At 51.5% G+C, this 18454-nt stretch carries 18 protein-coding genes; 6 read left to right on the top strand and 12 right to left on the bottom strand.

The window, feature by feature from the left end; genetic code table 11:
• Positions 1-11: 11 nt before the first annotated feature.
• The gene (locus tag EKM91_RS00090) at positions 12-650 is read right to left on the bottom strand and encodes a redox-sensing transcriptional repressor Rex (protein ID WP_125747808.1); all 639 of its coding nucleotides are present in this window, start codon (positions 648-650) and stop codon (positions 12-14) included.
• A gap of 559 nt (positions 651-1209) precedes the next feature.
• On the opposite strand from EKM91_RS00090, the gene EKM91_RS00085 reads away from it, so the two are divergent.
• Positions 1210-1944: a hypothetical protein gene (locus EKM91_RS00085; protein ID WP_125747805.1), complete on the top strand. Its 735-nt coding sequence runs from the start codon at positions 1210-1212 to the stop codon at positions 1942-1944.
• Positions 1945-2185: 241 nt separating this feature from the next.
• Here EKM91_RS00085 and EKM91_RS00080 read toward each other — a convergent pair whose 3' ends face one another.
• The 4 genes from EKM91_RS00080 to ezrA all read right to left on the bottom strand — a co-directional run bounded on the left by EKM91_RS00080 (position 2186) and on the right by ezrA (position 8434).
• Positions 2186-3892 (bottom strand): hypothetical protein, encoded by a 1707-nt coding sequence (locus EKM91_RS00080; RefSeq protein ID WP_125747803.1) that lies wholly within the window; start codon positions 3890-3892, stop codon positions 2186-2188.
• A gap of 209 nt (positions 3893-4101) precedes the next feature.
• Entirely contained in the window at positions 4102-5319 is a 1218-nt protein-coding gene (thiI, locus tag EKM91_RS00075; RefSeq protein ID WP_125747800.1) for a tRNA uracil 4-sulfurtransferase ThiI, read from the bottom strand.
• Positions 5320-5346: 27 nt separating this feature from the next.
• Positions 5347-6504, bottom strand: coding sequence for a cysteine desulfurase family protein (locus tag EKM91_RS00070; RefSeq protein ID WP_125747797.1), 1158 nt, complete (start codon positions 6502-6504; stop codon positions 5347-5349).
• Between the two features lie 226 nt (positions 6505-6730).
• Positions 6731-8434: a septation ring formation regulator EzrA gene (ezrA, locus tag EKM91_RS00065; RefSeq protein WP_125747794.1), complete on the bottom strand. Its 1704-nt coding sequence runs from the start codon at positions 8432-8434 to the stop codon at positions 6731-6733.
• Positions 8435-8618: 184 nt separating this feature from the next.
• On the opposite strand from ezrA, the gene EKM91_RS00060 reads away from it, so the two are divergent.
• The gene (locus tag EKM91_RS00060; RefSeq protein ID WP_125747791.1) at positions 8619-9101 is read left to right on the top strand and encodes a GAF domain-containing protein; all 483 of its coding nucleotides are present in this window, start codon (positions 8619-8621) and stop codon (positions 9099-9101) included.
• Between the two features lie 173 nt (positions 9102-9274).
• Complete coding sequence (gene rpsD / locus EKM91_RS00055; protein WP_125747787.1) at positions 9275-9886, top strand: 30S ribosomal protein S4; 612 nt, start codon at positions 9275-9277, stop codon at positions 9884-9886.
• 366 nt (positions 9887-10252) lie between these two features.
• Here rpsD and EKM91_RS00050 read toward each other — a convergent pair whose 3' ends face one another.
• Positions 10253-11128 carry a LysR family transcriptional regulator gene (locus EKM91_RS00050; RefSeq protein ID WP_125747784.1) on the bottom strand — a complete coding sequence of 292 codons (876 nt, stop codon included), beginning with the start codon at positions 11126-11128 and terminating at the stop codon, positions 10253-10255.
• A gap of 116 nt (positions 11129-11244) precedes the next feature.
• On the opposite strand from EKM91_RS00050, the gene EKM91_RS00045 reads away from it, so the two are divergent.
• From EKM91_RS00045 to EKM91_RS00035, 3 genes are all read left to right on the top strand, one after another.
• The gene (locus EKM91_RS00045) at positions 11245-11802 is read left to right on the top strand and encodes a DapH/DapD/GlmU-related protein (RefSeq protein WP_125748208.1); all 558 of its coding nucleotides are present in this window, start codon (positions 11245-11247) and stop codon (positions 11800-11802) included.
• A gap of 11 nt (positions 11803-11813) precedes the next feature.
• Entirely contained in the window at positions 11814-12557 is a 744-nt protein-coding gene (locus EKM91_RS00040) for an SDR family oxidoreductase (RefSeq protein WP_125747781.1), read from the top strand.
• Between the two features lie 224 nt (positions 12558-12781).
• The gene (locus EKM91_RS00035; protein WP_125747778.1) at positions 12782-13318 is read left to right on the top strand and encodes a 3'-5' exonuclease; all 537 of its coding nucleotides are present in this window, start codon (positions 12782-12784) and stop codon (positions 13316-13318) included.
• 146 nt (positions 13319-13464) lie between these two features.
• On the opposite strand, the gene EKM91_RS00030 is transcribed toward EKM91_RS00035, so the two are convergent.
• The 6 genes from EKM91_RS00030 to EKM91_RS14240 form a co-directional block, all read right to left on the bottom strand.
• Entirely contained in the window at positions 13465-14061 is a 597-nt protein-coding gene (locus EKM91_RS00030; protein ID WP_125747775.1) for a hypothetical protein, read from the bottom strand.
• A gap of 30 nt (positions 14062-14091) precedes the next feature.
• Positions 14092-14502 (bottom strand): MarR family winged helix-turn-helix transcriptional regulator, encoded by a 411-nt coding sequence (locus EKM91_RS00025; protein ID WP_164508396.1) that lies wholly within the window; start codon positions 14500-14502, stop codon positions 14092-14094.
• 39 nt (positions 14503-14541) lie between these two features.
• Positions 14542-15177 (bottom strand): NAD(P)-dependent oxidoreductase, encoded by a 636-nt coding sequence (locus EKM91_RS00020; RefSeq protein WP_125747769.1) that lies wholly within the window; start codon positions 15175-15177, stop codon positions 14542-14544.
• Between the two features lie 34 nt (positions 15178-15211).
• Positions 15212-16186 carry an amidohydrolase family protein gene (locus tag EKM91_RS00015; RefSeq protein WP_125747767.1) on the bottom strand — a complete coding sequence of 325 codons (975 nt, stop codon included), beginning with the start codon at positions 16184-16186 and terminating at the stop codon, positions 15212-15214.
• Between the two features lie 326 nt (positions 16187-16512).
• Positions 16513-17388: an SDR family NAD(P)-dependent oxidoreductase gene (locus EKM91_RS00010; protein ID WP_125747764.1), complete on the bottom strand. Its 876-nt coding sequence runs from the start codon at positions 17386-17388 to the stop codon at positions 16513-16515.
• Positions 17389-18306: 918 nt separating this feature from the next.
• Positions 18307-18454: IS3 family transposase (locus EKM91_RS14240; RefSeq protein WP_164508395.1), on the bottom strand; the 148-nt coding region annotated here is incomplete at its 5' end.

Genomic DNA, 18454 nt, shown 5'->3' with positions numbered 1-18454 from the left:
GGCGTCAACGCCTAGCCTTTGTGTTTTTGGTGGGCCACAAACAACAAGCTTTGCAATTCAGAGGTCAAATCGATATAGCGGATCGTCGTCGTCGGCTTGCAAGCCACCGGCTGCGGCGCAAACGTCAAGATCGCGTTGATCCCGGCATCTTCTAAGATCGGGATGACTTGCGGCTGTGCCGCACTGGGCACTGCGACGATCGCGGTTTGCACGCCATGCGGCAAGCGCTCATTGAATTCGGCAAAATCATACACCGGCACCCCGGCGACGATCGTGTCCACCTTCGCCGGATCTTGATCAAAAGCGATGACGATGTTCAAATCTGGGTTGCGCCGGAAGTTATTTTCGACCAAAGCCGCCCCTAAGCCGCCAACGCCGATCAAAACCATGTCTTCAGATGATTGCACTTCCAGCAATTTGCCAAATTCTGCGACCAACGTAGCCACCGAATACCCATAACCGCTTTTGCCTAGTTCACCAAAGCTGGAAAAATCGCGCCGGATCGTGGCCGACGGAATGTGGATCATCTCTGCGAGTTTATCCGAGCGCACGCGCCGGATTCCTTGTTGTTGCATCTGTTGCGCGGCCCGATAATACAACGGGATGCGCCTGATCGTCGCCTTGGATACTTTTGACTTCGCGTCGACCATATTGCCACCTCCAAGTGTGTGCATTGGTTCACATAAACAGTCTAGCACGCCTCTTGTGAAATTACAAACAAAAAATCGCTTTCATGCCCGATCGGCGGCATTGGCGGCGCTTGCAAGCCGCCGCCAGTCACCCCTCAATGCCCGGTGTCAGCGGTCAAAACTTCTGCAAATGTCCAAGTAAATGTCCTGGTGTCAGTGGTATCCGGCTGCAGCTGACTCAGCTGGATATTTGGGATCTTTAAGGTCACTCCCCCAAGCGTTCGGTCAACACCAACGGCTTGCGAGTCGCCTGCCAGATTCGTCTCTTGCCAGCCGTTGGCCCAAGCCTAATACCGGCGCCGACTAGGCCACGGCTGCCGTCCACTGCGACATGATCACACTGTTAAAGCGTAGCGTTTTCTTTCCTGTATCAGCGTCGATTTATAGAAGAATCAATTATAACGCTTGTTTATTAGCATACTATTTAGTATGCTTTGTATGGTTTTGTCATAATAATTTTTATCAGTGCGGATCGCAGAATCGTTCCCACTGAACATATCAATGGTGGAGGAAAATCTGGATGGGACATACAAAAATCAAACAACTGGGCACGCTGCTGGCAGTCGCCGGTACAGTGCTGGCTTTAGCTGCGTGTGGGACCGATAACGCCAAAGACAGTACCAGCGCGTCAACCACAAGCACCAAGACTGCATCCAAAAAAGCACAAGCCCAGGCAAAGTCAAAACGTCAGGCTAAAGCCAGCTCTAAAGCAGCCGCCAGTTCTAAAGCTGCGGCCAGTGCTAAAGCTGCCGCTAGTTCCAAGGCAGCTGCCAGTTCCCAAGCCGCTGCCAGTTCCCAGGCTGCGGCTAGTTCCCAGGCCGCGGCTAGTGCCGCTGCTAGTGCCAGTGCTGCGGCAAGCTCACGAGCCGCTGCCATCAAGCCAGTGACCACAGCTGAAGCGGTGGCGATCTTTAATGCTCATGCTAAGGAATTAATGGGTAGTGAAGCGATCGATTATGCCACGCCTAAAGAAGCGCAAGACGCCACTGGCAAGCCTGGTGAGCGTGGTTGGCTGGTGCTTTACGTCATTGGTGCAAAAGATGGCGATGGCAATCGCGCCGTTGATAAATATGCCCTGCCCAAGCAACAAGGCAACGGCATCAACTTGAGCTTCTTCGCCACTGGTGGCGGCTCTCGCTACAATGTAGACGTCAATCCGCTGCCGAATAATCAGGTACAGGTGGTGACGGCGATGGGCGATGCTTCCACCCCGCCTGCACAATGGGAGCATGTAAGCCATACCTATTCGCGATAGCATCCCCTGGTTTTGTGCGTGGCGATGCAACACACATTTAAGGACAACTATCATACATCCAGGCCGCGAATTTTCTCAATTCAGCTCGTCGCAGTTCTGCAAGCTGAGGGCCCTTACAAACATAAATAAGCGTTGTCACTGCAACAATAGTGACAACGCTTATTTAGATAACTGTTATCGACGGCGCGTTGGCAGTGATGGTGAGCAACTTGATGCCTTGCAAGCCGCCGCCAATCACCCCTCAATGCCCGGTGTCAGAGGTCGGAACATCTTCAAATGTCCAAGTAAATGTCCCGGTGTAAGTGGTATCCGGCTGCAGCTGACTCAGTTGGGCGTCAGGGATCTTTAAGGTCACTCCCGCAAGCGTTTGGTCAAAATCCATCGCGGTGGGATTGGGATTAGTCAACACTACCGCTGCCGAATCGACTTCCAGATTCGTCTCTTGCCAGCCGTTGGCCCCTGCTGGCAAGCCTAATACCGGCGCCAATTGGGCCGCGGCTGCCGTCCATGGCGACATGGTCACACTGAGGCGCTGGCCTGGCGGCAAGGTCCCGCTGATGGTCACCACTTGTTGAGGAATGCTGATACTCGTCGTGGTTTCGCCGATATGATACGCCCCAAACAGCCAATTGCCATTGGCTAACAACTTAGCGGTATTAGGCGTGGTTTTTTGCCGCTTAGCTTGTAATCTTGAGACTTGATCCGCCGGCACCACCTGGCAAAGCTTGGCGAAATCGGCATCGCTTAAGCCTTGAACAGCAGCGGCTTGCAATTGATCAACTTGCAGCGTCGCCAACAAGGTGGCGGCGTTTTGCGTATTGGCCAACTCTGCCAAAGTCGCCGCCATCAGCTGATCGGCCACCGCATTGACCCCTAAGTTGTTGATGTTGGGCCAGGTGGTGAGGGCCTTGGTGATGACGGCATTGGCAATGGCATCTGGCAAGATGGTATCCCCGCCAATGCCGATCACATGCGCCAGCACGTAAAACGTGTCGCTGTCCACTGAAGAAAGATTATCATTGTTGCTGAGATCCACGCTGCCATCGGCGCCAGTGACGCCTAAATAACCGCCGTTGTTATAGTTGATGGTCTTAAGCACATTCGACGCTAAATTGATATTGCGGGTTTGCGCCCCTAAATTGGCCAACATGTTGGCATCCAAGTAGGAGAAGTCTTCATAACTGAGATCCCAACTGCGTACTGAAGCTGAGTGCAAAGTCGTCATGCGAAAACGGTAATACCCCCAGTTGCTGTCAGTTTGGTCCCCTAGCATATTGTGCCCCAGATCCAACTCTTGCAAATTCGGCAGCTCCGGCGTCTGCAGCATCGCCAACATTTTCACCCGGTTGGCGGCTGGCTGCACTTGCCCCACGATCCCAGTCAAATCGATCACTTGCGCATTTTGCGCACTCATCAAAACCGCCATCAAGGTGTTGAACACCGGCATGTTCGCGCTGGTATACACTTGGCTGCGCCCGTAGCCGGTCGGGATGCTGCCGCCTAAGATCGCAGCTGGTGAATAAGTCCCATTCGCGTTTTCTGCCATATCCTGCCACAACAAGACATCGGCGCTTTCGACTGCGTCGGGATGCTGCGGACTAGGCGTTTGTGCCAAGCTCGCCAGCCACGACGCCACTGCCGCACTGGGGGTGCTGGTGACCGAGCCGTCATTATTCACGGTGCGCTGAGCCAAAGAGACGGTTTGCCACGTTGCCACGTCGCCTACTGTCACTGCGTCAGGGGCCGTGGTGATCGCTGCTCCTGAGCTGGCAGTTGAATTGGCCACCAGCACTTGCACCACCGCTGCCGGCAGATGCAAGTCGCCGACCAAAGTCTTGCCTGCATCAGCCGGCGCGGCATGGACCGAAACTGTAGGCATGACCAACAGGCCCACCACGCAAGCGATGAACACGATCACCATATTTGAATATCGTTTCCAAGCGCTCATGGCGTCCTCCTATGATGCAATGTGTACCAGTGCTGAGCGAACCTGGCAGCTTTAGTGTGCACCCCCGCAATACGCTGGGTCAAGTGGTACTAGCCCAATTGCGATGCGCTGGCTGGGCACACTAGGCCAATTGCCGCCAGACACAGACAAGTGCCTCTAGTCCACGATCTCGTCGATCGTCAACCAGAGGCACTCAACCTTGCTGAGGCTTATAGCAATTCAGCAATGACATCTTGTTCTTGATTCATGAATTCATCCGAACTGCGGATGTCGGTGATCTTGATGCCGTCTAAAGCGCGCTGGATCAAGCCGTCAATATCCAACTTTTGTTCATAATAGCGCGCTTTTTCCAAGTTTGGCTTGGTTTTTGGCCGCGGCGGCGCAAAGATCGTACAGCAGTCTTCAAAAGGCATGATCGATAAGTCATAGGTATCGATGTCTTCGGCGACTTTGATGATCTCATTTTTATCCATGGTCGCCACTGGGCGGATGATCGGCATCGTCGTGACGTCATTGATCGCCACCATCGACTCCAAGGTTTGGCTGGCCACTTGCCCTACCGATTCGCCGTTGAAGATCGCCAAGGCATTGCGTTTATGGGCGATCAAATCGGCTAAGCGCAACATGAAGCGGCGCTGGATGGTCATCAAATACCCTTCCGGCACACCGGCTTTGACGGTTTCTTGGATCTCGGTGAAAGGCACCTGAATGAACTTGATGCTGCCGACATAAGGGGTCAGCTTGGCGGTGAGCTGCTTGGCTTTGGCTAAGGCATTATCAGAGGTATAAGGCGGGCTGAAGAAATGGACCATTTCGATGTCCACGCCGCGCTTTAAGGCCAAATACCCGGCGACTGGCGAATCGATCCCGCCACTGAGCATCAACACCGCTTTGCCTGCAGTCCCGACTGGCAAACCGCCGGCACCTTGGATCGTAGTAGTACTTAAATAGATCGCTTCGCGCCGCACTTCTACCCGCAAGGTAATGTCCGGGTGTTTCATCTTAACTTGCAGATCCGGCCGCGCGTCGGTCAACAAGTCGCCTAGATCCAAGTTCATGCCATTGGTATCCAAGGCGAAACTATGGTCGCTGCGCTTGGTGGCGACTTTATACGTCGCCCCTTGAGGCGCCGTTTCTGCCATCAATGCCAAGACTTGGGCATGGACGGCATCCATGTCTTTGGCCACCTTGACTGAAGGCGAGAAGCTTTGAATCCCAAAGACTTGCCCTAAGCGCGCCATGACGCCGGCAGAATCTTCGCCATTGAGCTCAATGTGCAAGCGGTCGCGCTTGGGCCGAATGGTCAAGCCTGGATATTCGTGCAGCGCCTTGGTAATGTTGCCGTTCAAACGGCCGATGAAGGCACTGCGGTTTTTGCCTTTGGTGGACAATTCCCCGTAGCGCACCATGATCATGTCGTATTGCATAAGTGTCCTTTCTATTTCAAAAACTGACTAATCTTCATTCGGCATCAACTTGCCGAATTTGGCGTAGATCTGGTCAAAAGCGGCATTGAACGCATCCGCTTCGGCTAACGTATTATATTCATCTAAGCTGACCCGGATCGCACTGGTAGCGAGCTTGGGATCGGCGTGCATCGCGGCTAAGGTGCTGGATTCGGTGCCTTTTTTGCTGGAGCAGGCACTGGTGGTCGAAATATAGATCTCGTGTTGTTCGAATGCATGCACGATCGTTTCGCCTCGGACACCGCGGATCGCAAAGCACAAGATATGCGGCGCAAAATCTGGCGCCAACTCCGAAAACAAGTGGACATTGGCTTTTTGCTGCACATGTGTAGCAATGCGCTCACGGATCGCGGCTTGCCGGGCGACTTTTTGCGGCTCATCGGTCAACAAGATCCGCAAGGCCTTGGCCATCGCGGCGATCGCCGGGGTGTTTTCAGTGCCAGAGCGCAAGTTGTGCTCCTGGCCGCCGCCGGTCAATAACGGCGCGATATGCTTGCCTGACTTGGCATAGATGAAGCCGGTGCCGCGCGGGGCATGGAACTTATGGCCGGAAAATGTGATGAAATCCACGCGCGGATTGCGCAAGCTGGCCATTAAGCCTTTGCCAATGGCTTGCACCGCATCGACGTGAAAATGCACATTCGGATAATCTTCCAAGATGGCCGCCACGGCATCGATAGGCTGTTGGCAGCCGACTTCATTGTTGACAGCCATCACCGAAACTAAGATCGTGTCTTGGCGCAGCGCTTGTTTCAAGTCTGCCGGATCGATGAAGCCGCGGTGATCCACTGGCAGATACGTCACCTCAAAGCCCAAGCTTTCCAGCTGCTTCATCGAGTTGATGACCGCCGGGTGTTCAACTTGCGTAGTGATCAAATGTTTGCCAAAAGGCCGCTTTTCGATCGCGGTGCCTTTGATCACCCAATTGTCCCCTTCCGTGCCGCCAGAAGTGAATAAGATCTCATCTGGCTGCGCTTGGATCAAGTCGGCGATCTGTTTGCGCGCCCCTTCCAGCATTTGGTAGGCATGATCCCCTAAGGCATGCAGTGAACTGGGATTGCCGGCAAATTCTTCAGACACCTTGCGATACGTGTCCAGCACAGCCGGCAGCGCCTTGGTGGTGGCGCTATTGTCAAAATATATCATGACCGTTCCATTTCCTTCCAATTAGTAAGTTGCTGACGGTAATTATATCAAACCCACATCATAATTGCAGTAAAATTCCGCAACGTCACGCTCCATTGTACAGCTTTTTGCGCCGATGCACGACTGCCACGCTGTGCCAGGCGACACAAACGCCTTGGAACCGCGATCCAATCACGAATCACGGTCCCAAGGCGTTTGTCATAGGTTCAGCTGAGCCTGCTGCACTTTAAAATAGTGATGCCGATTTTGATGCCAGATAGTCGTCTTCGACTTTTTGGTAAGCGCCAGGTTCCACTTTTTCTAAAGCCGCGGCGATCAAGTCGGCCGCTTGGGCATAGTTGTAATGCTGATACAGATCTTTGGCTTGCACCACCGCTTGATCGACTTCTGGATGCGAGGTCTTATAGCGGTTGGCATATTGCAGCAGCTGCTCACACATCCCAGCAGCATCCACCACGGTCCGGCTTTGATCTTTGAGCTGATCAATGTCTTCGCTCAGCTTGATCAATTGCTTGGCGATTTGGTCCAAGTCGATCTTCACTTGATTCAAGTCATGATTGAGTTGCGCCAATTCCTTGGTCACCACATTGAAAAAGTCCAGGTACGGCCGCGGCAAACCAGGCAAGCTGTGCCGGGACACTTCATACTTGATATCGCGCAGCGCCATTTCAAATTGTTGCGCGGATGCCACGGCTTTTTGCTCCCGCGCTTGCAAGCCGGAGACATCATGATTGATCTTTTGGTGCTGGACTTCGATGTCATGCAGATCTTGGCGGGCTTGTTGATACTGCGCTAAGATCTGCGAATAAACGGCGGTTTCATTTTGCATCGCTTGTTGGGTATCGTTAAAGCCCTTGGCGATCCCTGCCAGTTGCGTCTTCAAAGACGCTGCAGTGGCTTGTTCGCCATGCGTCAGCGTATAGCTTTGATCAAGATGGTCAAGTTCTAACAGTAACGCATGATTTTGCTTTTGCGCATGGGCCAAAAATTGCTTCAAGTCGCCTTGCTGCTGCAGGACTGCTTGCTTGGCTTTGAGCTCTTTTTCCATGGTGGCGTACAACTCATCGATGGCACTGGCGGTATCGGCGACATTGCTGGCCAAGTCATCGACGGCTAGGTCTTTGATCTGCACTTGCGCTTGTTTGACGTTGCCTTGAACTGCTTCAATGCCGGCTGGGACATCTTGGGTGAATTGGTAATGTTGGGCCGCCAGTTCATGATAACCCGTTTGCAATTCTTCCAGCTGCCCTGGGAATTCATTGACCACCGTGTTGACTAAACTTGGCAAGCGCTTGACTTGATCTTGCAACGTCCCGACACCGATCGCCAATTGCTGCAGCTGCACGCTGGCCGCCGCATGATCGCCAGACTCGCTGGTCACCGCAGCGTCATGCATGGCTTCAGCCAAAGTTTGCAAGCTTTGTTCCAAGCCTGGCAGCGCCGCATCAAACGCATAACTCTTGGCTAAGATCGTCTTGCGGGCGGCTTGGTAGTCACCGCGCAGCGTCGTCAGCTGCGAGCGCGTATCCGCTTCGCTGTCGCGCAAAGCGACCAATGCACTGCGGATCTTCGTCAGCTTCTGCGCCGTTTCCACCACGTGGCCTTGGATCGCGGTGATGGTTTCTTGGACCTTCACGAATTGAAATTGCTTATTTTGCAACTCCACATCTAACAACGCGGTCTGCAAACCAGCCAAGTCAGTTTCGATGACCCGCTGATAATCGCGTTGCGACTTGGTGAATTGTTTCAGTGAATCACCAGCTAAACCTAAGTTGGCGATACTGCGCACCAAACTCGCCAGCTCACCGTTGTCGAGTTTTTCGACTTCGACGTCGAGTTGCTTGACGCGCCGGTTATTATACTGCTGTAGTCCCCACACGCCGCCAGCAAGCACGACGATGATCACGATCCCAACAATTATCCAAGTCATAAGTACACCTTCCGCTACTCGAGTTCACGTTGCATTTTGTCCCAGACGCCACTATACTTTGGTAAGTCTAGTCACGTGAGCCCATGTCTTTCTCTCATAGTATCTCAAAAAGCCCGCCAACAGGGAACCCATTATAAGGAAAAACCACGTTGACTATGAAAAAAATTTATCTGAAGGTGCTAATATGTCCAAACTTGACCCCTTGATCGTCGCCCAACTTGATGCTTTATTGACGGATGAACACAATCCGGTCACGATCATGAGCAATGCCTCAGCAGCGCTGAATGCCGCGATGTCTGACTTGAATTGGTGCGGCTTTTATTTGTATTCTGATGCCACCAAAACGCTAGACCTCGGGCCTTTTCAAGGTCAGATCGCTTGTACCCACATTCAACCCGGTTCAGGCGTCGTTGGCACCAGCTATGCGCAAAACCGCAGCTTGATCGTCCCTAACGTCCATGAATTCGCTGGTCATATTGCGTGTGATGCCGCCAGCAACTCCGAAGTGGTCGTGCCTTTGCAAGTCGCCGACCAAGTCGTGGGCGTGTTAGACATCGATTCGCCCAGCTTGGATCGCTTCAGTGAAGCCGACCAAGCGATCTTGATCGAAGCCGCGGCAGTGATCGCAAAACACCTTGACGTGCAGGCGTTAGCTACGGTATACTAGCCTGCGAGTAATTTAATGCAGCAGTGAATGGCATGGTCGGCTCCAGTAGCGCACTGTTTTCACAGATGCCCAGTAACCGCGGCTGCTAAGGCGAACGGCTTAGCGCCCCTGTCCGTGTGCTGAATTCACATTCATTAACTTACTCCAAATAAAATTTTTGGAGGAATTTCAATATGTCTCGATATACTGGACCTCGCTGGAAGCAATCTCGCCGTCTTGGCTTGAGCCTTTCTGGCACTGGTAAAGAATTAGCTCGTCGCCCTTACGCCCCTGGTGACCACGGCGCCAACAATCGTCGTAAGGTTTCCGAATACGGCCAACAACTTCGCGAAAAGCAGAAGCTTCGTTGGATGTACGGCTTGAACGAACGCCAATTCCGTAACCTCTTCGTCCGCGCCGGCAAGATCACTGAAGGCACCCATGGTGAAAACTTCATGATCCTGCTTGAAAGCCGCTTAGACAACTTGGTTTTCCGCTTAGGATTGGCAACGACCCGTCCTCAAGCACGCCAATTAGTTAACCATGGTCATATCATGGTCGACGGCAAGCGCGTTGATATTCCTTCTTACGAAGTTACTCCTGGGCAAGTGATCTCCTTGCGTGAACGCTCCCAGAACCTTGCGATCGTCAACGAAGCGATCGAAAGCACGGTTTCTCGCCCTGCTTACGTCACCTTCGACGATAACAAGAAGGAAGGTTCTTATGTTCGTTTGCCTCAACGTGACGAACTCGAACCAGAAATCGACGAAGCCCTTGTCGTTGAATACTACAACCAAGTGCTGTAATACTCGATTACAAAATCTTCAATGCAATATCGAAAAAGCATTTGGCCTTTTGGCCAAATGCTTTTTTTGTTTTGTTCATCGTTTTCCTGAGATACAAGAAATTCACAGCACAACAGCGTTTCTTGATCGCTTCGACGAGTATCATCCCAAAATACAACAACTGATAAATTAGGACATCGGATGGATGATTTCTCGCCGCGACCAATCGACCACCTGAGCGAGCATCTGCAAGAAATAATTGCCAATTGTCTGTGTCAAAGCACCCCACTCAGTCTATATTGAGCACAAAGTACTAGTTCACGTCAAAACTGGACAGTTCTGTCTCGATAAGGCAACAAAACCGACAGCCAACAATAATCGTTACCTTTAGCGCTGCAGGCTTGCCATCATCGCGTCTATAAATACATGCGCAGGAGGCGAAAGTTGCGCGGCCTTTGGCCAAATCAAACTGGCACGTCCTTTTAGACTCGGTGAAAGCGGCACAAAGCGCAAGTTAGTCTCTGCAGTGTTGATGATCCCATCCAGGCAAATCGCGATCCCGACACCTTCACTGACCATGATCGATGCGTTGTAGAGCAAATTATACGTCGCGACCACATTTAGCTGGGGCTCACTAGACCCAAGCCAATCGCGCAGCCTGTCAACACTGCCGCGCTGTCTAGTCATGATTACTGATTGATCCTGCAAGTCACTGACGGCAACTGTCTCTTGGTTAGCTAAAGGTGAGTCATCTCTGACCAAAATCCCCCAGCGAGTGGCTCCCGCCAAATTAATGAAATTATAATCGGACTTGTCTGTTGGCTCCAGCACTACCCCAAAATCGAAGAAGCCAGCCGCCATGCGTGCGTACACGTCCTCAGCGTCGGTACTGTAAATATTTGCAACGACTTTGGGCGCTGTCTCGCGCATATGCCTGATCGCCGCCACCACCCCTGCCATCATCGGCAGCTCTGCACTGCCGATCATGATGCTGCCACTGACGTCATGTGTGCGCTGGACGTTTGCCACAGTCTTATCCGCCAAGCCGATGATCTGGCTGGCTTGATTGGCAAAGTATTCGCCTGCCTTCGTTAAGGCGATGCGGCGCTGGCCGCGCTCAAACAAAGTCACACCAAGTTCATCTTCCAAATCGCTGAGCTGCCGCGAGATGGTCGGCTGCGACACATGCAGCTTGTCCGCTGCCCGTGAAATATTGCGTTCTGCCACTACCATCAGAAAATACCGCAAAACTCGGAGCTCCATTATTCAACCCTCCATACGTTTTAACTATAGTTTAGCATTCAATATAGGTATTCGACAGATGGTGCTGCAGCCCTTAAGCTGATTATTGTCATCAGGAAGGAGCCCTTATCGTGACTATGCCACTATCACAACTGATCAATGCCAGTTCAGTCAGCTGGACCGGAACGCTGCCTGAACAAGTCGATGCAATCGTCGCCGAAACCAGCTCGCAATTGATTGCCTTTAACCAAACCAGCAACGAAAGCGAGCGGCGCGGCCTTTTGACGCACCTGTTAAATGCGCCACTGCCAAGCAGCTCGGTGATCAATCCGCCGTTTCAAACAGACTTCGGCCGGCACACGGTTATCGGGGAACATGTCTTTATCAATCGCGACTGTTTCTTCGTCGATCTTGGTGGGATCTATATTGAAGATCATGCCTTAATCGGCCCCCGGACCATGTTGAACTCTGTTGGTCACAACGAGGACCCCGCACATCGCCGTGACCTAGTGCTCAAATCGGTCCGCATCAAAAAAGGCGCGTGGCTGGGCGCCAACGTCACCGTTAATCCCGGCGTGACAATCGGCGAAAACGCGATCGTCGGTGCCGGTGCCGTCGTCACAAAGGACGTCTCAGCCAACACTGTGGTTGCCGGCGTTCCCGCCAAAGTCTTACGCCCCATTCGTCAAAATTAGGAGGAATTAACATGATCGAAAACAAAGTTGTTGTCATCACAGGCGCTTCTAGCGGCATCGGTGCAGAAACTGCCAAGTTGTTGGCAAGCCATGGAGCCAAGGTCGTCCTTGGTGCGCGCCGCGAAGAAAAGCTTCAAGCACTCACCACCGCCGTCACCAATGCCGGTGGCCAAGCCGTCTATCGCGTGACCGATGTGACTAAGCCAGAAGATAACCAAGCCCTCGTCCAACTGGCTAAAGATACGTTTGGCGGCATCGACGTGATGTTCCTGAATGCTGGTTTGATGCCAAATTCGCCGTTGTCAGCGTTGAAAGTTGAGGAATGGAACCGCATCGTTGACGTTAACCTCAAAGGCGTGCTTAACGGGATCGCTGCCGCTTTGCCGACCTTCAAGGCGCAACAATCCGGCCACTTCATTGCCACCAGCTCTGTCGCCGGTTTGAAAGCTTATCCAGGTGGCGCCGTCTATGGGGCAACCAAATGGGCTGTTCGGGACCTAATGGAAGTCTTGCGCATGGAAGCTGCTCAAGAAGGCAGCCACATTCGCACCGCAACGATCTACCCCGCCGCCATCAAAACGGAGCTGCTGCACACGATCACCGACCAAGGAGTGGCCGCCGATATGAAGCAAACCTACGATACCTACGAGATCACCGCTGATCGCATTGCCAAGGTCGTTGAGTTCGCCATCGACATGCCGGAAGACACCAACGTCAATGAACTCACTGTTGGCCCAACCGATCAACCTTGGTAAACCTCTTTTTCAAAACAGTTGCACATTCCTGTTCAGCGCCCACATCACTGGGCGCTTTTTTATTTGCTAACTGGTATTGCTCTCAAAAGTGAGACAGTGAACCGAGTATACTTACTTCAAAGTCAGATTACTGGAGGAGCTGTCATCGTGTCTCCTCTTAAGGCCAAAATCATATAGCTATTCCTCTTAGTTAGTGTGTACACCTCATCTAAGGAAGATTATTCATGAAAATCGTGATCGATACCGAAACCACCGGCACCAACAACCGCCTCGACGAGATCCTGCAGCTCTCCATCATCGACTACGACACCGGCGCGGTGCTGATGGACGAATACTTCAAGCCGGCGCACAAACGGCGCTGGTTTGAGGCCCAGCGCGTCAATGGCATCTCGCCGGCCCTGGTCGCTGACAAACGCGTGATTGCTGCCGCGCTGTCTGAAATTCAAGCCATCTTTGATCAGACAAGCCAGGTCATCGACTATAACTCCAGCTTCGACGTCGGCTTCCTGCAGGTGGCTGGTGTGACGGTTAAGGCCCCGGTCCTCGATGTGATGCTGATGTTTTCGCCGATCTATGGTGAGTGGAACGACTACTACGGCAACTATAAGTGGCAATCGCTCACCGTGGCAGCCGCCTACTTCCATTACCAGTGGCCGGCACACGCGCATAACTCGCTGGCGGACTGCTACGCAACGCGGTTCGTGTATCAGAAGATACTGGAACGGGATAATCGTATTCGTTTAACAAATTCTAAGTTGTGAGACACAAGGGATTCTCTACGGCATTGTGTCGTATTCCGTCTATACGACGAGTACCCAAAGAGTGACTACTCTCTTCTTTCCGCCGCCAAACAAAAAGGCCAGCCACACTCAGGGCTGGTCTTATTCATCGTAATTAATTCACTGAGCTACGCAACCGGTAGTGGTGCGGGCAACTGTGGACCTAGCCCACGACGGGCAAGAATCCAATCGTCCCCGTTCCACATCTCAGTCTTCTGCCGATTAGCAGAGAAATCCCAAAAGCTCTGACGTTCAAACTCAAGCACCACACCGTTTGGACCGAGACCGACCCATTCGTAGCTACCTTCGTCGACGGTGTTGGCGTACTTCGCCCACTCCAGCGGTATGGTGACCGTCTGGCCTTGGGCGTTAACGTATGTCCGCGTCTGACCCGTCAAGCTGCGCAGTTCTTCAAGCTGCTCGCGGTAAGCGGGATCGACTTCTTGCCATACTTGTTCAGCTTTGGCAAAAGCCTGATCTTCACTTGGCAGCTTACCAGCCAGCGGTTGAGTCAATGCGTTGTACGAATACAAGTAGCCATTGTCGCCGTAGATCACGGTAACGTGCTCGCGGTTCAGGGCTTCTTTTGGCAAACTGGCCGGCTGATAACGACGCAGGTGAACCTGCTTACCATTGCGTGGAACTAATTTTTCGACGACGATCTGGTAACCATCTGGGATCATCAGATCAGGAAAAGTGTGTTGATTAAGGGTTAGTGCTGGCATGACATTCCTGCTTTCTAATTAAACTGTCGACTATGAATCAAGCTGTGAGATCCGGTGCAAAACGCTTAGAAAATCGCCTTGTGCCATCCGGCCATCTGCCGCAGAAAGACACTCACTGAGCGCTCTTTCCTGAGCATCAAGCGCAGCCTTTACCTTGGGGTATAGTTCCTCACCGGCTTTGGTCAGTGTGAGCTCATATCGTCTGCCATCCTCGGCTGCCTGGTGCTTAACCACCAGGCCCATGTCGACCAGTCTGGAGATTTCACGATTAACATTGCTCTGATGGCGGCTATCCGCACGCGTCAGTTGGTCTTGGGTCACCCCCGGATCGTCATGTAATTTCAAAATAAAGAAATACTGACTGCTGTTCACGCCTAGCGGTTTAAGCCGACGCTCCAGGACACGGATCGCGATATTAGAAGCGGTGTGCAACTGCTTCATAATGGTCTGATCATTCTTGTCTGGAATCATAGACGCGGCCTATGCATCGACAACGGAGAATTCGCTGCGAATATGCTTTGGCTGTTCACTCTCATCGAGAACAGCGTCCGCAAAGTTCGCAACAGAAACTTCTTCCTTGCCGACAGCGCTTTGAATGATCTTGATGCCGCCGACTTTGTAGCCAGTCTTTGGACCATCAGTAAAGTCTGTAGAAGGCGTGATCACGGTCCAATCAACATCATCGACGAGCTGCAAGAAGTCGTATTCACGGTCTTGTTGCACCATGCCGGCGATCCAAGGCTCATTGGCAATCTGCTTCATGGTCTGGGCTAAAAGTGTGCTGCCGTCTGGATTTTGCAAGATGGAAGCGCCAATGACGAAGATCAGGCGAGTCGTCTTATCACCACGGAAGTAACTGATCAGACGAGCAGCAAAATCGACGTGTTCGTATGCCTTAGCAGAAGCAAAGGCGTTAACTAGGACATCGAACCCCGAAAAATCTTCACGAGTTAAATCCATGGCGTCTTTAGCAATGATGGCAGCCTTGTCGCCAAAGATGCCCTTTGCCTTTTCTGCGTTGCGGACGATCGCGGTCACTTCGTTGCCGCGACTGATTGCTTCTTTAGTAATGGCCTGGCCGACATGACCAGTAGCGCCAATAATTCCAATTTTCATAAGTGTTGTTCTCCTTTAATTGTGTGAGCTTGAGTTATTTGAGGTTAAAGACAGTTTCAGCAGTACCGTGGGCAATTGCTTCGCGCTGCGCATCTGTGATGTCAGCTTGTTCAAGGAACTGACGGACTTCATTGCCAGACTGAACATACGGGAAGTCTTCAGACCACATAATGTGATCGGCACCCATCTCAGTGAGGGCCAACTGCATCTGCGGCGCGGTGAACATGCCGGATGGTGATAGGTAAACCTGACGCTTGTAGTAGTCCGAGAACTTCAGCGGCAGCTTCGTGATGATTGGGCTGAAACCGTCGATCCGTTCCAGGAACATCGGGACAAATTCGCCCCAGTGACCGGAGGCAATCTTGAAGTGCGGGTACTTTTCCATAATGCCGGACGTGATGATCCGCAGCATCTGAATGCCCTGTTCCATGTGCCAGCCCCACATCGCGCCGGCCATCATCGTTGCACCTAGTGCGTTGTAAGCCTTACTGTCATACAGCATGGCTTTTTGGCCATCGCTGATGACGCCTGGGTGCAGGTAAAGCGTCGTACCCAGCTTATCAGCAGCTGCGAAGATCGGCTCAAACTTCGGATCATCCAGGAACTGACCATTGACGCTGCCGGAAATGATGCCGCCTTTCAAACCTAATTTAGTGACCGCATATTCGAGTTCCTTAGCCGCTTCATCAGGTGTATTAGCTGGCAAGGTTGCCAGGCCGGCAAAGCGATCCGGGTACTGGCTGATGTTCTCCGCCAGCGTTTCGTTTTGGGCATGCGCGCCGTCAACAGCGTATTGATCAGGCAGGACCTGCGGCGAGTTGCCTGCATCGGAAATCACCTGAAAATCGATCCCGTATTTATCCATGTATGCGACCTTGTTACTGAAATCGACGAGGTCCGGACGCAGCTGATCTTGCCGCGGATTGTTGTTCTTCACTTCTGAGTACTGATTGAATTCCTTGATGTTCCGGTCTGTATCGTAATGTTCTTCAACGGTAATGAGTTTCATCGTAAGTCCTCCTAAGGTTTGCTGACGCAGGTGTCCTGGTTATAACCAGGGTCATAGTGTCACAGTTATATGCGCGTGCATATTGTTGATTAAAATTTTTTTGTCGAATTAATTTACTGGGCTCGGCAACTTTACCCTTTTGTTTATCGCTCACTTTTTGTAGCTGATCTTTAACGCAAAATGAGTATAGCACGAATTATATGCGCGCGCATAGTATTTTTTCAAAATACTTTTAGTTTTGCTCTTAATCACTACAGCCAAGCGGGATACAGCGTCAAATATTTTCTGTCGCTGACCGTCAGTAACTGGTCAAATGGTAAATCACCCTATCTGGTTAACCCTACAGTCTTCATCGAGAAGTTCCATAGCTCATCTTGTGCCTGCTTGTCATAAGAAAGCTTTGATGACATAACTGGCTTGGCACTGCTGCGATCAAAGTAACGCGCCGGGCCCTTGGCAAACTGAGGTCCCAGCATCAGGTCAACGATCATTTGGCCTGAGCCCTTAGCCGTGCCAATAATATTCTCAAATTGCGCCTTCACTGCTGGGGTAAACCGAGCCTTATTCTTAGACAAGCCAGTTTCGATCATCAATCCCGGATTAACAGTATTGACTGCAATGTGCTTCCCTGCCGCCGTCAAATGGCGATCTAGTTCGTAGGCAAATAGGATCATGCACAGCTTGGAAAAAGGATAGCTGCGCTGATCGACAGCAGCATCTTGCCCTGGGTAAGCCAATGCCTTGACTCCCGGCCAGGCCACACCTTTTAGCGGGGTGTCATGGCGTTCGCTGCTGACCGTCACGATCCGGGCATCATCGCTCATCAGTGGCAAAAGCAATTGCGTGAGCAAAAAGTGACCCAAATAATTGGTTTCAAAAATATTATTGAAGCCATCGGCAGTCTTAGTGGCACTGCGTCCGGCAATGCCAGCATTGCAGACCAAGCCATACAGCGAAAGATTCAACTGTTTGAACGCGTCAACGAACGCCCGCACTTTTGCTAAAGATGAAGTATCTATCTCAAGGCAAATGATTTCAACGTCTGGCGCAGACTTCAAGATTTCATTTCGCGCAGCCTTGGCCTTTGCCATATTGCGGCAAGCCATAATGAGCGTGTAATCAGTGCTCCGCTCCGCAATCTGTTTGGTGGTTTCAAATCCCAGGCCTGAGTTGGCCCCGGTAATGATTATTGCTTGTTTCATGTATTGTCTCCTTATGTTCTTAATAGTCCGTTGTATGCGACGATAATTGACTTCAACTGCCGGTGTCAGTGTCTAACCAATTGAATCTGCTGGATCATCTATAACTGCTACCTCCTAGTTTGGCATAGAATGAATGCTAACTTGAGATAAGCAAAATTGAGTCTAGCACAAATACATGCGCGTGCATAGTTATTTTTAAAACCTTGTCAGTTGCTCTGCCTCATGCCCCGTTCTCATAACTACCTTTCAGCGATATCCTCAAGCACCTAGCGCATCTCATTGCATGAAGATCTCTACACACTGTACTTCTGAGGTAGTAGTATCTCTGGTGAAATGAAGTAACTAGGAGTTCTGCTTCCGCGACGCCTGGCGGTGAGACCAATGAAGTTCTTCTTTGCAGCTGTTGCTACAGGCTGCTGGTGTGAAGATCAAAGGCCCCTGCCCCGGTCCTCGATGTGATGACAATGTTTTCGCCGATCTATGGCGAGTGGAACGACTAATACGGCAACTATAAGTGGCAGTCGCTCACCGTTGCGGCGGCGTACTTTCACTACCAGTGGCCGGCGCATGCGCATAATTCGCTGGCGGACTGCTACGCTACGCGGTTTGTGTATCAGCAGATACTGGAACGGGATAGGCAGATCGAAGCAATTACTAAAAAAGGCTTCCCAAGTATGGCCCTCGTTATTGTATGTATTTACTGGCCCAAGCCCTTCGTTGCAGTTAGTTGCAGATTTTATCCATTCTGGTCAATTTCAATCAACATTTAACCATGGTACAGCAGTACGATTCTTGTCCTGACTGGTTTCGTCTCGATGAAGATTGACATAGCACCAGAAACTGTAATACTCGATTACAAAATCTTCAATGCAATATCGAAAAAGCATTTGAACTGAACCCCAAAAGTTGGAGTGAATTTTAAGCCACAAACTGGCTGGAATGTTTCCGGAATTCTACCGGAGTCATTCCGGCCAGTTTTGTTTTTATCCGTTTGTGATTGTAGTAGTTGACGAAGGCAATCGTAGCTGTCCTCAGCTCCTCGAAATTAGCATAGGCGTGATTATGA

Source organism: Lacticaseibacillus baoqingensis (assembly GCF_003946165.1).
GTDB classification, from domain to species: domain Bacteria; phylum Bacillota; class Bacilli; order Lactobacillales; family Lactobacillaceae; genus Lacticaseibacillus; species Lacticaseibacillus baoqingensis.
This window is presented reverse-complemented; position numbering and strand designations above follow the sequence as displayed.

Excerpts from the sequence above, each read along its gene's own strand:
- EKM91_RS00090 (WP_125747808.1), bottom strand. The coding sequence starts at position 650 with ATGGTCGACGCGAAGTCAAAAGTATCCAAGGCGACGATCAGGCGCATC.
- EKM91_RS00085 (WP_125747805.1), top strand. The coding sequence starts at position 1,210 with ATGGGACATACAAAAATCAAACAACTGGGCACGCTGCTGGCAGTCGCC.
- EKM91_RS00080 (WP_125747803.1), bottom strand. The coding sequence starts at position 3,892 with ATGAGCGCTTGGAAACGATATTCAAATATGGTGATCGTGTTCATCGCT.
- thiI (WP_125747800.1), bottom strand. The coding sequence starts at position 5,319 with ATGCAATACGACATGATCATGGTGCGCTACGGGGAATTGTCCACCAAA.
- EKM91_RS00070 (WP_125747797.1), bottom strand. The coding sequence starts at position 6,504 with ATGATATATTTTGACAATAGCGCCACCACCAAGGCGCTGCCGGCTGTG.
- ezrA (WP_125747794.1), bottom strand. The coding sequence starts at position 8,434 with ATGACTTGGATAATTGTTGGGATCGTGATCATCGTCGTGCTTGCTGGC.
- EKM91_RS00060 (WP_125747791.1), top strand. The coding sequence starts at position 8,619 with ATGTCCAAACTTGACCCCTTGATCGTCGCCCAACTTGATGCTTTATTG.
- rpsD (WP_125747787.1), top strand. The coding sequence starts at position 9,275 with ATGTCTCGATATACTGGACCTCGCTGGAAGCAATCTCGCCGTCTTGGC.
- EKM91_RS00050 (WP_125747784.1), bottom strand. The coding sequence starts at position 11,128 with ATGGAGCTCCGAGTTTTGCGGTATTTTCTGATGGTAGTGGCAGAACGC.
- EKM91_RS00045 (WP_125748208.1), top strand. The coding sequence starts at position 11,245 with ATGCCACTATCACAACTGATCAATGCCAGTTCAGTCAGCTGGACCGGA.
- EKM91_RS00040 (WP_125747781.1), top strand. The coding sequence starts at position 11,814 with ATGATCGAAAACAAAGTTGTTGTCATCACAGGCGCTTCTAGCGGCATC.
- EKM91_RS00035 (WP_125747778.1), top strand. The coding sequence starts at position 12,782 with ATGAAAATCGTGATCGATACCGAAACCACCGGCACCAACAACCGCCTC.
- EKM91_RS00030 (WP_125747775.1), bottom strand. The coding sequence starts at position 14,061 with ATGCCAGCACTAACCCTTAATCAACACACTTTTCCTGATCTGATGATC.
- EKM91_RS00025 (WP_164508396.1), bottom strand. The coding sequence starts at position 14,502 with ATGAAGCAGTTGCACACCGCTTCTAATATCGCGATCCGTGTCCTGGAG.
- EKM91_RS00020 (WP_125747769.1), bottom strand. The coding sequence starts at position 15,177 with ATGAAAATTGGAATTATTGGCGCTACTGGTCATGTCGGCCAGGCCATT.
- EKM91_RS00015 (WP_125747767.1), bottom strand. The coding sequence starts at position 16,186 with ATGAAACTCATTACCGTTGAAGAACATTACGATACAGACCGGAACATC.
- EKM91_RS00010 (WP_125747764.1), bottom strand. The coding sequence starts at position 17,388 with ATGAAACAAGCAATAATCATTACCGGGGCCAACTCAGGCCTGGGATTT.